At 65.9% G+C, this 14,857-nt stretch carries 9 protein-coding genes and 1 tRNA gene; 8 read left to right on the top strand and 2 right to left on the bottom strand.

What is annotated here, in order from left to right:
• Positions 1-131: 131 nt before the first annotated feature.
• A complete protein-coding gene (topA, locus tag JJT62_RS16120) occupies positions 132-3,005 on the bottom strand; it encodes a type I DNA topoisomerase (protein WP_202073807.1) in 2,874 nt (957 codons plus the stop codon).
• 323 nt (positions 3,006-3,328) lie between these two features.
• On the opposite strand from topA, the gene JJT62_RS16115 reads away from it, so the two are divergent.
• The 3 genes from JJT62_RS16115 (at position 3,329) to JJT62_RS16105 (ending at position 4,706) form a co-directional block, all read left to right on the top strand.
• Positions 3,329-3,814, top strand: a complete 486-nt coding sequence (locus JJT62_RS16115; RefSeq protein WP_370568571.1) for a cupin domain-containing protein — start codon at positions 3,329-3,331, stop codon at positions 3,812-3,814.
• A gap of 16 nt (positions 3,815-3,830) precedes the next feature.
• Positions 3,831-4,544 carry an MgtC/SapB family protein gene (locus JJT62_RS16110; protein ID WP_202073805.1) on the top strand — a complete coding sequence of 238 codons (714 nt, stop codon included), beginning with the start codon at positions 3,831-3,833 and terminating at the stop codon, positions 4,542-4,544.
• 88 nt (positions 4,545-4,632) lie between these two features.
• Positions 4,633-4,706, top strand: a tRNA-Cys gene (locus JJT62_RS16105).
• Between the two features lie 1,118 nt (positions 4,707-5,824).
• Here JJT62_RS16105 and JJT62_RS16100 read toward each other — a convergent pair.
• Positions 5,825-7,147 (bottom strand): methyl-accepting chemotaxis protein, encoded by a 1,323-nt coding sequence (locus JJT62_RS16100; RefSeq protein ID WP_202073804.1) that lies wholly within the window; start codon positions 7,145-7,147, stop codon positions 5,825-5,827.
• 130 nt (positions 7,148-7,277) lie between these two features.
• On the opposite strand from JJT62_RS16100, the gene gshB reads away from it, so the two are divergent.
• The 5 genes from gshB (at position 7,278) to JJT62_RS16075 (ending at position 14,668) form a co-directional block, all read left to right on the top strand.
• Positions 7,278-8,231 carry a glutathione synthase gene (gene gshB / locus JJT62_RS16095; RefSeq protein WP_202073803.1) on the top strand — a complete coding sequence of 318 codons (954 nt, stop codon included), beginning with the start codon at positions 7,278-7,280 and terminating at the stop codon, positions 8,229-8,231.
• A gap of 5 nt (positions 8,232-8,236) precedes the next feature.
• Complete coding sequence (locus JJT62_RS16090; protein ID WP_202073802.1) at positions 8,237-11,044, top strand: [protein-PII] uridylyltransferase; 2,808 nt, start codon at positions 8,237-8,239, stop codon at positions 11,042-11,044.
• Positions 11,045-11,262: 218 nt separating this feature from the next.
• Complete coding sequence (grpE, locus tag JJT62_RS16085; protein ID WP_202073801.1) at positions 11,263-11,871, top strand: nucleotide exchange factor GrpE; 609 nt, start codon at positions 11,263-11,265, stop codon at positions 11,869-11,871.
• An 8-nt stretch (positions 11,872-11,879) separates the two neighbouring features.
• The gene (gene corA, locus JJT62_RS16080) at positions 11,880-12,893 is read left to right on the top strand and encodes a magnesium/cobalt transporter CorA (protein ID WP_202073800.1); all 1,014 of its coding nucleotides are present in this window, start codon (positions 11,880-11,882) and stop codon (positions 12,891-12,893) included.
• A gap of 266 nt (positions 12,894-13,159) precedes the next feature.
• On the top strand, positions 13,160-14,668 hold the full coding sequence (locus JJT62_RS16075; protein WP_202073799.1) for a Do family serine endopeptidase: 1,509 nt from the start codon (positions 13,160-13,162) through the stop codon (positions 14,666-14,668).
• Positions 14,669-14,857: the final 189 nt, after the last annotated feature.

Below are 14,857 nucleotides of genomic sequence, written 5' to 3'. Positions count from 1 at the left end.
GATCATCGCGACAGGTCTGTCATTCCCGACGCTCGCGTGAGCGAGCGATCGGAGCAAAGGCGGCTATCGTGGCTCTGGATTCCCGATCGGGCCTTCGGCCCGTCGGGAATGACAGCCGCTCCGCCGGCGCCCTAAGCCGTCTTGCGTTTCGTCGTCGCGGTCTTCTTGACCGGCGCCTTTTTCGTCGCCGCTTTCTTCACCGGCTTGGCGTCGTCGAAGGGCGTCTCGTCGCTGTCCTCGATGACCTTTTTCGCCTTGGCGGGCGCCTTCTTGGCCGGGGCTTTCTTCTTCGGCGCGCCGCCCTTTTCCTCGATGAGCTTGATCGCGTCGTCGAGCGTCACATCCTCGGCGGACATGCTCTTGGGCAGAGTGGCGTTCACCTTGCCGAGATTGACGTAAGGTCCGAAGCGCCCGGCGCGCACGGTGATGGCTCCGCCGTCCGGATGTTCGCCGAGCGCGCGTCCGCCGGCCGATCCGCCCCCGCCGCCCGCCGATTTTGCGGCGATCATTTCCAGCGCCTGCGCCAGCGTCACGCTCGCCGGATCGACGCCCTTGGGGATGGTGGCGTTGACCTTCTTCCAATTCACATAAGGCCCGAAGCGGCCGGATTTCACCGTCACGGCGCCGCCTTCCGGGTGGTCGCCGAGCGTGCGGCCGGGCTCCGAGGCGCGCGAGAAGCGCGAGCCGCCGCCGCCGGATTCCTTCTGCACAATGAGGTCAATGGCGCGATTGGCGCCGATGGTCAGCACGTCGTCGTCCCGGCCGACATTGGCGTAGGTCTTGCCGTGCTGAACATAGGGCCCGAAGCGGCCGATATTGGCGACGATCGGCTCGCCCGTCGTCGGGTGCTTGGCGACCTCGCGCGGCAGCGAGAGCAAAGCGAGCGCCTGCTGCAAGGTGAGCTCGTCGGGCTTTATATTCTTCGGCACGGAAGCGCGCTTGGGCTTCTCGCCGCCGTCCTCCTGCTCGCCCTCCTGCACATAGGCGCCGAAGCGGCCGTCGCGCAGCGTGATCTCGGCGCCGGTCTCCGGGTCCTGGCCCAGCACCTTCACGCCGGGGCGGGCGTCCGCGGCGGCGTCGCCGGTGGGCGGCGAGAGCGTGCGCGTGTAGCGGCATTCCGGATAATTCGAGCAGCCGATGAAGGCGCCGAATTTGCCGACCTTGAGCGACAATTGCCCAGCGCTGCAAGCAGGGCAGAGGCGTGGATCGGAGCCGTCTTCCTTGGCCGGGAAGATATGCGGGCCCAGCAGCTCGTTGAGGCTGTCGAGCACCTGCGTCGTGCGCAGATCCTTCGTTTCGTTCACCGCCGCCGAGAAATCGCGCCAGAAATCGCGCAGCACCTGTTTCCAGTCGATCTCATTATTGGAGACGAGATCGAGCTTCTCTTCGAGCGAGGCCGTGAAGTCGAACTCCACGTAACGCGAGAAGAAGCTTTCCAGAAAGGCGACGACGAGCCGGCCCTTGTCCTCGGGCACGAGACGCTTCTTGTCGAGCCGCACATAGTCGCGGTCGCGCAACGTCGCCAGCGTCGAGGCATAGGTCGAGGGGCGCCCGATGCCGAGCTCCTCCATGCGCTTGACGAGCGTCGCTTCCGTGTAGCGCGGCGGCGGCTCGGTGAAATGCTGGGTGGCGTCGATCTTCTCGCGCGTCACCGGCTCGCCTTGCTTCATCGCCGGCAGGCGGCCGCCTTCTTCATCGCCGTCGTCGTCGCGGCCTTCCTGATACAGCTCCAGAAAACCGGGGAAGCGCACGACTTGCCCGGTGGCGCGCAAGTCCAGCGTGCGGGCGCCGGCTTTGGCGTCGATGTCGACCGTCGTGCGCTCCAGCTCGGCGGACTCCATCTGGCTGGCGATGGTGCGGGTCCAGATCAGCTCATAGAGCTTGGCCTGATCTGGCTCGAGATGTTTGGCGACGTGTTTGGGCAGGCGCGAAGCGTCGGTCGGGCGGATCGCTTCATGGGCTTCCTGCGCGTTCTTGGCCTTCGCCGTATATTTGCGCGGGGCGTTGGGCACGAAGCGGTCGCCATATTCCTTGGCGATGACCTTGCGCACGCTCGCCACGGCCTCGGGCGCCATGTCGACGCCGTCGGTTCGCATATAGGTAATGAGGCCGACGGTCTCGCCGCCGACGTCGACGCCCTCATAGAGCCGCTGCGCGATGCGCATGGTGATCGCCGGGGCGAGGCCGAGCTTGCGCGAGGCCTCCTGCTGCAGCGTCGAGGTGGTGAAGGGCGCGTAAGGATGGCGCTTGACCGGCTTCGCCTCGACCGAGCGCACCGTATAAGTCGCCGCGAGCAGGGCCTTTTTGAAGTCTTCGGCCTCCTCGCCCTTGCCGATGTCGAGGCGGGTGATCTTCTTGCCGTCCGCGCCCACGAGCCGCGCGGTGAAGGGCTCGCCCGCCTTGGTTTTCAGATGCGCGACGAGCGACCAATATTCCTGCGAGACGAATTTCTCGATCTCCAGCTCGCGGTCGCAGACGAGGCGCAGCGCCACCGATTGCACGCGGCCGGCGGAACGCGCGCCAGGGAGCTTGCGCCACAGCACCGGCGAGAGGGTGAAGCCGACGAGATAGTCGAGCGCGCGGCGGGCGAGATAGGCGTCGACCAGCGCCTGGTCGATCTGGCGCGGATGCGCCATGGCGTCGCGCACCGCATCCTTGGTGATGGCGTTGAAGACGACGCGCTCGATCTTCTTGTCCTTGAGCGCCTTCTTCTTGTTCAGAATCTCGATCAGATGCCAGGAGATGGCCTCGCCTTCGCGATCCGGGTCGGTTGCGAGAATGACTTTGTCGGCGTCTTTCACCGCCTGGGCGATCTCGGTGACGCGCTTCGAGCCCTTGGCGTCCATCTCCCAGACCATGGCGAAATCGGCCTCGGGGTCGACCGAGCCGTCCTTGGCGGGCAAGTCGCGGACGTGGCCCATGCTGGCGATGACGTGGAAATCGCGGCCCAGATATTTATTGATGGTCTTGGCTTTGGCCGGCGACTCGACGATGACGACGTTCATTTCAGCGCGATCCCACAAGGCGCCGCTCTGGCGCACGGGGCGCGAAGATGGGCAGAATGAGCGGCGCCTGTCAAATTGGGGGCGGATAGAGCGGGGCAACCAGGTGAAAGCGGGGCGTGAGCCGATCCCTCCCCTTTACGGGGAGGGTGGCCCCGCGTAAGCGGGGTCGGGTGGGGGAAAGCCCCATCACTGCCGTTGCGGCGCGGACCCCACCCGGCGGCCTCTGGCCGCCGACCTCCCCGTAAAGGGGAGGTATGGGGCTAACGACGCCAGATCGCTATTCATCCCATTGCCTTGGCGAAAAGCGGGAAAAGGGAGAGAGGGTGAGGCGCGACGAAGAAAAGCTTCCGGCCGCGGTCGAGGCGGCGGCGGTCGCCCCGCGCAGCCGCCCCTCCGCCTATCCGGAGCCTTTCGCCGCGCGAATGGCCGGGCGCGAGAAGCGCGCGCTCGGCGACCTCTTCGGATTGGGCAATTTCGGCGTCAATCTCACCCGGCTTGCGCCCGGCGCGCAGTCGGCGCTCATGCACCGGCACAGCCGGCAGGATGAATTCATTTATATTCTGGAAGGTGCGCCGACGCTGGTGACCGAATCAGGCGAGACAGCGCTTTCTCCCGGCATGTGCGCCGGATTCCCGGCCGGCGGCCTCGCCCATCATCTCGTCAATCGAACCGACACAGACGCGGTCTATCTCGAAATCGGCGACCGGACCGCAGGGGACGGCGCGGACTATCCCGAGGACGACCTCGAAGCGCGCCTTGGCCTCGACGGGCGCTGGCAATTCTTCCACAAGGACGGCCGTCCCTATTAGATAGAAATGTGAGCCTATGGCCGGGATCATCGACTTCAACGGCGTCGAATTCGTCAACACCTTCGTCTCTCTCTTCGTCGCGCTGCTTTTAGGCACGCTGATCGGCGCGGAGCGGCAATATCGCCAGCGCAACGCGGGGCTCCGCACCAACGCGCTCGTGGCCTTGGGCGCCTCGGCCTTTGTCGATCTCGGCATGCGGCTCATGGGCAATCAGGGCGCGACCCAGGTGCTGGCCTATGTGGCCTCGGGCGTAGGCTTTTTGGGCGCGGGCGTGATCCTGAAAGAGGGGATGAACATCCGCGGCCTCAATACGGCGGCGACGGTCTGGTGCTCGGCGGTGACAGGCGCCTTCGCCGGCGCCGACCATCCGGCCGAGGCGGCGCTGATGTGCGGATTCGTGCTGGCCGGGAACACCTTCCTGCGGCCGCTCGTCAATCTCATCGAGCGCGCGCCGATTGATGAGAGCCGGACCGAGTCGATCTTCGAGATGCGCGTGACGACCGACGAGGGAAGCCGCGACGCGCTGCGGGAGTTGCTCGACGAGCGGCTGGAGGCGGCGAAATATCCGGCCCGCGAAATTCGGGAAATGGAGCGGGAGGATGGCGTGGAAATCGTCGCCACGCTCGCGGCGACCAGCGTCGAGGCCGAGGAGCTCGACGCCATCGCCGAGGAGCTCGGCCGGCTGACCAATGTCGCCCACGCCGCCTGGTCCTCGCGCGCCTCAGACTGATCCTTCGCTTTTACGTCACATCCCCTTGCTCGCGGCGCCGCCCTCCTGTAAGAGCGGCTCACTCGAAGCGCTGAGCGCTTTGCCGGATGGCCTCGTGGCGGAGTGGCTACGCAGAGGACTGCAAATCCTTGTACGGGGGTTCGATTCCCTCCGAGGCCTCCAAATGCCCGCAAAATCAAGCAATTACTGTTTCCGTTTGAATAGCTCGGATTGGGGCTTGTCATTCCCGACGGGCCGAAGGCCCGATCGGGAATCCAGAGCCACAAAAGCGCTGGTTTGGCTCTGGATTCCCGATCGCTCGCTGCGCGAGCGTCGGGAATGATACCGAACCAATCAAGCGGATCTCGTATTATTCATGCCTCCACAAAGCTGCGCAGCGCCACGACTCCCGCCGCCGTTTCCGACGCGAGGCGATACAGGAAGCCGGGACGCCCCGGCCCCGTTCGGCCGGTAGCGTGAAAAATAAGCGCATCGGAACCAGAGCGTCCCGGCTGCGGTCTTTATTCGCGCGCACCTTTCCGGGCCGAAGTAGCGCCATCTCGTGGCGGTTCCTCCGTCCGGCGCAGCCGCCAGACGGCGCCTGCTTCTTTCCCGGGAGGTTTGAACCTCCCGAGCGCGTCGCAAGGGCCTCGACATGCGCCGCCTCCGGCCCGCCGGCGCTTTCCCTTTCGGTACTCGGGCCGCGTGTCGCGGGCGCGAAAACTATGCCCAGCCTTTGCGTGGATTTCTCCACGCAATCTCCCCACGAAGGAGAGACCCGGCGGGCGGCGCCGGAGTCCCGCACGGAACGAGGGTCGCGTCCCGCGCTTAACCGACCCCGCCGGCGCCGCCGACCCTGACGGCGCCCCTGCAAGTTGACGAGGCGGGGGAAGGATAAGGCGGTTTTTGGGGGTGGGGATAAATTAGGGAGTAAATTCCCGATGACGGCCACGCTCTACTCCTCTTCCCGCGCGCGGGGAGAGGTCGGGTAATACGAGATCCGCTTGATTGGTTCGGTGTCATTCCCGACGCTCGCGCAGCGGGCGATCGGGAATCCAGAGCCAAACCAGCGCTTTTGTGGCTCTGGATTCCCGATCGGGCCTTCGGCCCGTCGGGAATGACAAGCCCCAATCCGAGCTATTCAAACGGAAACGTATGAGGGGCTTGGGGGATGAGTGGAAACGAAAAATGCCGCAAGGCGCTCGGGCCCATAATGCACGTCCGGGCTCCGGCCCCGGCCCCTCACCCAGCCTCTCCCCGCAAGCGGGGAGAGGGGCTTGGACGCGGGAATGCGTAGCGCCTCAGCTCGCGAGGCTTTTCGCCAGCTCGTCCGTATGCGCGTGCATGGCGCGCGCCATTTGATCGATTTCGCGCGCCATCGACACCATGGATTCGACGCCCGCGCCGGTCTGCGTCATGGCGCTCGCCATCTGATCGGCGTGGGCGGACATGGCCTCCGCGCTGGTCGCCGCCGAGCGGACGCTGCGGGCGATTTCCTTGGTCGCCGTATCCTGCTCGTGCACAGCCTGGGTGATGATCGCGGAAATATGCTCCACTTCCGCGATCTTCGCCTTGATCTTGTCCATCGACGCCACCGACATATTGGTGGCCGCCTGGATTTCGGCGATCTGGTCGGCGATGTCTTGCGTCGCCTTGCCGGTCTGGGTGGCGAGGCTTTTGACCTCCTGCGCCACCACGGCGAAACCGCGCCCCGCTTCGCCCGCGCGGGCCGCCTCGATCGTGGCGTTCAGCGCGAGGAGATTGGTCTGCGCAGCGATTTTCGAAATGAGATTGACGACGTCGCCGACGCGATTGGCTGCCGCGCAGAGACGCAGCATCTCGGCGGAGGAGCCGTTGGTCTCGACCACCGCCTGACGCACGACGGCCGTCGACTCCACCGCCTGCTTGCTGATCTCGCCGATGGCCGCGAGAAGCTGGTCGGAGGCGGTCGCGACCGAGCCCACGTCGGCGGCGGCCTGGGTGGAGGCGGTGCGGGCGAAATCGCTGTCGGCGCGGGCGCGGCGTTCGTGCACGATCATTTCCTCGGATGCGGCGGCCATGCGCTTGGTCATGTCGCCGAGCATTGCGGTGGTGGCGGAGAGTTCGACGGAATAATGCTCGACCTTGTCGCGGATCGCGGCCTCGCGGCGCAGGCGCTCCTCGCGGTCGTCTCTCGCCTTGATTTCGGCCGCCATCTCGTTGTTGGCGCGGACGGCGTCGCGCAGCACGACGAGCGCCCGGGAAATGTCGCCGATTTCGTCGGCGCGGGCCGTGTCGTCGACGTCGAGGCTCGTGTCGCCGGCGGCGAGGTCAGTCATTTGCCGGGCGATGTTCTTGATGGGCACGGCGACTGTTTTATGCATGGTGGGCACCGAGACGCCGACGATCAGAACGCCCGCGAAGAGCGTGCCGATGAACAGCTCGATCGAAAGGGCGTTTGCCGAATCATGCGCGGCTTTGGCGAGGGCCGCCATCTGGGCGTGGTCCGCCGTGCTTGCCGCCGCCGCCGTCAGATCGCGCACATTCGCCGCGCCGAAATAGGCGGCCGCGCCCATGATGAGCAGCAGAGCGAGGAAAAGGAACTGGCGAAGGACGAGGCCGGCGCCAATGGAAAGATTGCGCATGTGCTCGATAGTCCTGCTAATGGTCCCCGACAGCCGTGCAAATTGATCGGGATCAGTTTAATCCGCAGACTTTCACAGTCGGTTAACGGTGGCGGCATAGGCGCGTATAAAGCCTTGGCGGGAGCGAGAAATGCTGGAAATCGCAGTGCAGATGGACCCCCTCGAGCGGATCAATTTCGCCGGGGACTCGACCTTCGCTCTCATGCTGGAGGCCAAGCGGCGCGGGCATCGGCTCTGGTTTTACACGCCGGACAAGCTGTCCCTCGAAGGCGGGACGCTCACCGCGCGGGCCCACCCGATCGAGGTCTTCGACGACCCTTCCCGCTACTATGCGCTGGGCGAGGCGACCGAGCTCGACCTCGCCAGGATGGACGTCGTCCTGCTGCGCCAGGACCCGCCCTTCGATCTCGCCTATATCACCTCGACGCATTTCCTCGAGCGCATCCAGTCGCGCGTGCTGGTGGTGAACGACCCCGGCCATGTGCGCAACGCCCCGGAAAAGGTCTTCGTGATGGAGTTCGCCGACCTCATGCCGCCGACGCTCATCACGCGCGACCGCGCGGCGATCGAGCGGTTCCGGGCGACGCATGGCGACATCGTCATGAAGCCGCTTTACGGCCACGGCGGCGCGGCGGTCTTCAAAGTCACGCCGCGCGATCCCAATTTCGGCTCGCTCTTCGACATGTTCAGCGCGAGCTTCCGCGAGCCCTGGGTGGTTCAGCAGTTCCTGCCGGAGGTCGCCAAAGGCGACAAGCGCATCATCTTCGTCGACGGCGAGGCGATGGGCGCGATCAACCGCGTGCCGGCGCAGGACGACATTCGCTCCAATATGGTGCGCGGCGGCGCGGCGGCGGCGACCGAGCTCGATCCGCGCGAGCAGGAGATTTGCGCAAGGCTCGGGCCGGCGCTCAAGGCGCGCGGGCTGGTTTTTGTGGGCATCGACGTGATCGACGGCCGACTGACCGAAATCAACGTGACCTCGCCGACGGGGCTGCGCGCGCTCAAAAGAGTCGGCGGCCCGGATCTTGCCCCGCCGCTCTTCGACGCGATCGAGCGGCGGCTGAAGGCGCTGCGCGCAGGATGAGCGTGATGGACCAGGCATTGACGCCAAGCATTTTCGACAGATTCGAACCGGCTTCGGGCTTTCTCGGGCTGCGCGCCGCGCTCGCGGCCCCGATCGCGCAAATCTGCAAGGTCGAGAAGGGCCATGCGCGCCGGACCGCGGTCGTCGATCTCTTCCGTTCGATCCTCGCCGAGGGGCGCGCCCGCGCCCGCGCCGGGCTGGAAGCCAGGGGCTCGGGACTGGCGTGCGCGCGGCTGATCTCGCAGCTCGAGGACGAGCTGATCGGCGCGATCTATGATTACGTCGTCGCCTATGTCTATCCCGCCGATAATCCGACCTTCGCCGAGCGGCTGACCATCGTCGCCGTCGGCGGCTATGGACGCGGCATGCTGGCGCCCGGCTCCGACATCGATCTTTTGTTTCTGCTGCCCTATAAGCAGACGCCATGGGGCGAGAGCGTCGTCGAAGCGATCCTCTACGTTCTGTGGGATCTGCGTCAGAAGGTCGGCCACGCCACGAGATCCGTTGCGGAATGCATGCGTCAGGCGCGGGCCGATATGACGATCCGCACCACGCTGCTGGAGGCGCGCTTCATCCTCGGCAGCGCCGAGCTGTTCACTGAATTGCAGGACGCCTTCGACCGCGAGGTGGCGCGCTCCGACGCGCGTGAATTCGTGGCGGCGAAGCTTGCAGAGCGCGACACGCGTGTGCGCCGCGCCGGCGCCTCGCGCTATCTGGTCGAGCCCAATGTGAAAGAGGGCAAGGGGGGCCTGCGCGACCTCAACACGCTCTTCTGGATTTCCAAATATGTCTATCGCGTGCGCGACGTGGAGGAGCTGGTCGCGGCGGGGCTCTTCACCTCGGCCGAGCTTTCCCTCTTCGAGCGTTGCGAGGAGTTTTTATGGCGCGTGCGCTGCCACCTGCATTTCGCCACCGGGCGCGCGGAGGAGCGGATTTCCTTCGATATTCAGCCGCTGATGGCGCAGCGTCTCGGCTACCACGACCGCGCCGGCCTCTCGCGCGTCGAGCGCTTCATGAAGCATTATTTTCTGGTCGCGAAGGACGTCGGCGATCTCACCGCCATCGTGTGCGCCGCGCTCGAAGAAAAACAGGCGAAGCCGCGCGCGATCTTTGAGCGCTTTATGCAGCCGTTCCGGCGCCGGCGCGCCCGGGCGCCGCATGGCGATTTCATCATCGCGCATGACCGCATCAGCGTCGCCGATGAGAATGTCTTTCATCGTGACCCGGTGAACATCATCCGGCTTTTCTGGATGGCCGATCATCATGGCCTGCCGCTGCACCCGGATGCGCTGCGCGCGGTGACGCTCTCACTACGCGAGATCGACGCCGATCTGCGCGCCGATAAGGAGGCCAACAGGCTCTTCCTCGAAATCCTGCTGTCGCGCAACATGACCGAGATCATTCTGCGCCGGATGAACGAGACGGGCGTGCTCGGGCGCTTCATTCCCGATTTCGGCCGCATCGTCGCGATGATGCAATTCAACATGTATCACCACTATACGGTCGACGAGCATCTGCTGCGCGCGGTCGGCGCGCTCTCCGATCTCGAGGCCGGGCGCCTGCCCGAGCATCAGCAGCTCGTGGGCGAAATTCTGCCCACGATCGTCAATCGCAAGGTGCTCTATCTTGGGCTCTTCCTTCACGACATCGCCAAGGGCCGCAAGGAGGATCACTCCATCGCCGGCAAGGAGGTGGCGCGCACGCTGTGCCCGCGTCTGGGCTTCACGCCGGGCGAGACGGAGACCGTGGCCTGGCTCGTCGAGCACCATCTTACAATGTCAACCTATGCGCAGAGCCGCGATCTCTCCGACCGTGTGACGATCGAGAGTTTTGCGGCGATCGTGCAGACCGTCGAGCGGCTCAAAATGCTTTTCGTGCTGACCGTGTGCGACATCAACGCTGTCGGCCCCGGCGTGCTCGACACCTGGAAATCACAGCTTCTGCGCGTTCTCTACTGGGAGACGGAGGTCGTGCTCGGCGGCGGCCATTCCTCCGCCGACCGCAAGAGCCGCGTGGCCGCCGCCGTCGCCGAGCTGCGCGCCGCGCTGCCCGACTGGAGCGACGAGAAATTCGAGACCTACGCCAAGCGGCATTATCCCGCTTATTGGCTCAAGGTCGACGTCGCCCGCAAACTGCGCCACGCCCATATGCTCGAAAAGCTCGCCGGCGCGACGACGCCGCTCGCGACCGCCGTGGAGCTCGATCGCACGCGCGGCGCGGTGGAGCTAACGGTCATCGCGCCGGATCATCGGCGGCTGTTGTCGATCATCGCAGGCGGCTGCGCGGCGAGCGGCGCCAATATCGTCGACGCGCATATCTTCACCACCGCCGACGGGCTGGCGCTCGACACGATCTTCTTCTCGCGCGCCTTCGATTTCGACGAAGACGAGCTGCGCCGCGCGCGCCGCATCGCCGACTTCATCGCCAAGGCGCTGAGCGGCGAGGTGATCGTCTCCGACGCCGTGCAAGCGCGCGCCAAGCAGCAGCAGCCGCTCGCCGCCTTCAATGTCGCGCCGGAGGTGGTGGTCGATAACAGCCTGTCGAATGTCTATACGGTCATCGAGGTCTCCGGCCTCGATCGCGAAGGGCTGCTGTTCGAGCTGACCAACGCTATCTCCCGGCTCAATCTCAACATCGCCTCGGCGCATATCGTGACCTTCGGCGAGCGGGCGGTGGACGCTTTCTATGTGACCGACCTCACCGGCGCGAAAATCGTCTCGCCGCAACGCCACGCCGCCATCAAGCGGGCGCTGCTCGAGGTTTTCGAGCCGCCGGCGGAGAAGCGGGCCGAGAAAGCGCAGAGCGTGGGGTAGGGCGCGCGCGCTATCAGGCAATCATCCGCCGTCATTGCGAGGAGCGGAGCGACGAAGCAATCCAGAGCCGCGACCGCTGCCCTGGATTGCTTCGCTTCGCTCGCAATGACGCGGCCTGCGCCGTTCCGTCACCGGCGCCGACTTGATTTTGGCGCCCCAAGCGCTGATATCGAGGCCTTTGAAGAACGCCCCTTATCCTTAAAAAGACGGACAAGAGCATGAGCGACCAGAGCAACGCCGGAAACAACGCCGAGACCCCGCGCAAGGGCGCGGAGGAGAATGCGGCGCATCCGTCCTCCCTGTCGCAGCCTTCGGCGGAAGCGCCCATCGGCGAGCCGGAGCCCTTCACCGAGCTGGAGAATCTCTATCAGGAGAACGCCAGCCTCAAGGACAAGCTCCTGCGCGCCATGGCGGAGGCCGAGAATGTCCGCCGCCGCGCCGAGAAAGAGGTGGCCGACGCCAAGCTTTACGGCGTGACCAGCCTCGCTCGCGAGATGCTGGCCTTCGTCGATAATCTGCGCCGCGCGGCGGAAAGCGTCCCGGCCGAGGCGCGCGCCGCTCTCGATCCCGTTGCGGCGACGCTGCTCGACGGCATCGGAGTCATCGAGCGCGACTTTCTGTCGCGCCTCGCCCGCTACGGGGTGAAGCCGATCGAGGCGCTGGGCGCCAAATTTGACCCCAATCTGCACGAGGCGCTCTACGAGATGCCCGATGAGACCAAGCCCGCCGGCACGGTCGCGCAGGTGATGGAGCAGGGCTATACGATCGGCGAACGCGTGCTGCGCCCGGCCAAGGTCGGCGTGACCCGCGGCGGCCCCAAGGCCTGACCCGCCCCATGGACGCCCCCGCGCGCGCGCAGATCGGGCCGGCGGGCGTCCGCCCCGGCGTCGTCAACGCCGTCGCCTATCACGAGGGCGTCAAGGTCGCCGACATCGACATAGAAGAGGCCGGCGACTGGGCCAGACGCGAGGGGCACATCGTCTGGATCGGGCTCTATGAGCCTGGCGTTGAGCTCTTGGAGCGCGTGCGGGCGCAGTTCTCGCTGCATCCGCTCGCCATCGAGGACGCCGCCAAGGCCCATCAATTCCCCAAGCTCGAGGAATTCGACGACAGCATCTTCATCGTGGCGCGCACCGCGCAGATGGAGAACGACCACATCGCTTTCGGCGAGACGCATCTCTTCGTCGGGCCTGGCTATGTGGTGAGCGTGCGCCATGGCCCCTCGCAGAGCTACGCCGCCGTGCGCCAGCGCTGCGAGGCGCGGGCGCGGCAGCTCTCCGAGGGCGAGGATTTCATCGTCTACACGCTGCTCGATTTCATCGTGGATAATTATTTTCCGGTCCTCGACCGCATTCATGAGCGGGTGGACGACATCGAAGATCGCATCCTGACGAACGCGATCGGCCAAAGCGAGATCGAGCAGCTCTATTCTCTGCGGCGCGACCTTTTGCGGCTGCGCAACGCCGTGGCGCCGCTGCAGGACGTCTGCCGGCGTCTGGAGCGCACCGACATCGTGCTGATCGACCCGATGATGCGTCCGCATTTCCGCGACGTGCGCGACCATCTGCGCCGCGCCGAAGAGCGCATCGACACGCTGCGCGAGACGCTCGCCTTCGCCTTCGAGGCGGGGCTGATGAACGCGCAGATGCAGCAGACCAATATCTCGCGCCGCCTCGCCGCCTGGGCCGCCATTCTCGCCGTGCCCACGGCGATCGCCGGCATTTACGGCATGAACTTCGAGCACATGCCCGAGCTGCAATGGCGGTATGGCTACTATGCGGTGCTCGGCGTCACCTTCACGATTTGCGCGACGCTTTACTGGCGCTTTCGCAGGGCAGGGTGGCTGTGAAGACTGTGTGATTCCGGCGTGCGGGCCGCGAGCCTTCAGGCTCGCCCCTTGCCAGCGAGCCTGAAGGCTCGCGGTCCAATTTTCCAGCATGAGCGCATCGGTTTCGTTTCGACGGCCGCCGCTCGCGAACTTTCCTGCCGCGCCTCCCCTTACGAAAGTTTCATCCGCCGGCCATTGGACGGCAAGAGGCAGGTCTCCATGTTGATGTCGCAGGCGGCGTTGGAGCCTCTCCCCAAGACGCCGCTGCGGAATGGAGTGTATTTGAAATGCATCAACCGATTTTCGCGCGCAGCCCTCGCCTGACGACCGATCGTCGCCGCGCCTCGCGCCTTGCGCTGACGGCGGCGAGCGCCGCAATCGCGCTCGGCGCAGCTTTCGGCGCGCCCGTCGGGACTGCTTTCGCCGAGGCGCCTTCCGTCACTGTCGCGCCGGCAAGCGGCCCCGCCTCCTTCGCCGACATCGTCGATCGGGTGAAGGGCGCCGTCGTCGCCATCAAGGTGAAGGCCTATGAGGAGTCCCGCAGCCCGTTCGAGGGCCAGGAGCTCTCGCCGGACGATCCGATGTATCGCTTCTTCAAGCGCTTCGGCGAGACCCCGCAAAAACGCATGACGCAGTCGCAGGGCTCTGGCTTCATCATCAGCGCCGACGGCTATGTCGTGACCAACAACCATGTGGTCGAACACGCCACCGACGTCGAGATTTCGCTCGAAGACGGCCGTAACTTGCCGGCCAAGGTCATCGGCACGGACAAGCGCACCGATCTCGCCTTGCTGAAGGTCAGCGACGGGAACAAGCTGCCCTATGTCGAATGGTCGAACACCCAGCCGCGCGTCGGCGATTGGGTAATCGCCGTCGGCAATCCCTTCGGCCTCGGCGGCTCGGTGACGGCGGGCATTGTTTCGGCGCGCGGCCGCGACATCGGCGCCGGCCCCTATGACGATTTCCTGCAAATCGACGCGCCGGTGAACCGCGGCAACTCGGGCGGCCCGGCTTTCGATACGCACGGCCAAATCGTGGGCGTGAATACGGCCATCTATTCGCCGTCCGGCGGCTCCGTCGGCATCGGCTTCGCGATCCCGACGGAGGTCGCCAAGGATGTGATCGCGGCGCTGAAGGAAAAGGGTTCCGTCTCGCGTGGCTGGATCGGCGTGAAGATCCAGCAGGTGACGCCGGAGATCGCCGACAGTCTCGGGCTGAAGACGCCCAAGGGCGCGCTGATCGCCCAGCCGCAGAAGGGCGCGCCGGCCGAAGCCGCCGGCTTGAAGGCTGGCGACGTGATCACCGCCGTCAATGGCGAGAAGATCGACAACCCGCGTGAACTCGCGCGCCGCATCGCCGCCATGGGGCCGAACAAGATCGTCGACATCACCTATGTCCGCAGCGGCGCGGAGAAGAACGCCAAGCTCACTCTCGGCAAGCTGCCCGAGGAGAAGGAGGCGCGCGCCGAGGAGGAAGACCTCGGCGGCGGCGCCGGCGGCGGGGCGCAGCTCTCGAGCCTCGGCATAGGGGTAGCGCCGGCCGCGCAGGTTCCCGGCGCCGGCGGCGAGGGTCTCGTCGTGGTCGACATCGATCCGAGCGGCGCCGCGGCCCAGAAGGGCTTGCGCCGGGGCGACGTGATCGTCGAGGCTGGCGGCCAGACGGTGAATTCGCGGGCCGATCTGACCGGCGCCATCGACGGCGCCCGCAAGGAAGGCCGCCGGTCGGTGCTGCTGCGGGTGAAATCGGCCGACGGCGCGAAATTCATCGCCGTTCCGCTGAAACAGAGCGCCGGCTGAACCAGCGGGCTCGGCGGGAGTTACGGTGAGAACGCACATATGAAACGAGCTTCTTGCGACGTGGACCACACCACTGCACCCGCCCGCAGGTGGTCCCCCGCAACGAAGAGCGACGGGTAGTCGCCAGCCCCCTCCTGGCTCCCGTCGTGGCGGGCCGGCGCAATTTTTCGCGCCGGCCTGCCTTTTTTG

Origin of the sequence: Methylocystis sp. Sn-Cys, assembly GCF_016745395.1 — a bacterium.
GTDB classification, from domain to species: Bacteria; Pseudomonadota; Alphaproteobacteria; order Rhizobiales; family Beijerinckiaceae; genus Methylocystis; species Methylocystis iwaonis.
Note: the sequence above shows the minus strand (reverse complement) of the source record. Positions and strands in the feature narration are given on the sequence as shown.

Coding starts and splice junctions, on each gene's coding strand:
- topA (WP_202073807.1), bottom strand. CDS start 3,005: ATGAACGTCGTCATCGTCGAGTCGCCGGCCAAAGCCAAGACCATCAAT.
- JJT62_RS16075 (WP_202073799.1), top strand. CDS start 13,160: ATGCATCAACCGATTTTCGCGCGCAGCCCTCGCCTGACGACCGATCGT.
- gshB (WP_202073803.1), top strand. CDS start 7,278: ATGCTGGAAATCGCAGTGCAGATGGACCCCCTCGAGCGGATCAATTTC.
- corA (WP_202073800.1), top strand. CDS start 11,880: ATGGACGCCCCCGCGCGCGCGCAGATCGGGCCGGCGGGCGTCCGCCCC.
- JJT62_RS16100 (WP_202073804.1), bottom strand. CDS start 7,147: ATGCGCAATCTTTCCATTGGCGCCGGCCTCGTCCTTCGCCAGTTCCTT.
- grpE (WP_202073801.1), top strand. CDS start 11,263: ATGAGCGACCAGAGCAACGCCGGAAACAACGCCGAGACCCCGCGCAAG.
- JJT62_RS16110 (WP_202073805.1), top strand. CDS start 3,831: ATGGCCGGGATCATCGACTTCAACGGCGTCGAATTCGTCAACACCTTC.
- JJT62_RS16090 (WP_202073802.1), top strand. CDS start 8,237: ATGGACCAGGCATTGACGCCAAGCATTTTCGACAGATTCGAACCGGCT.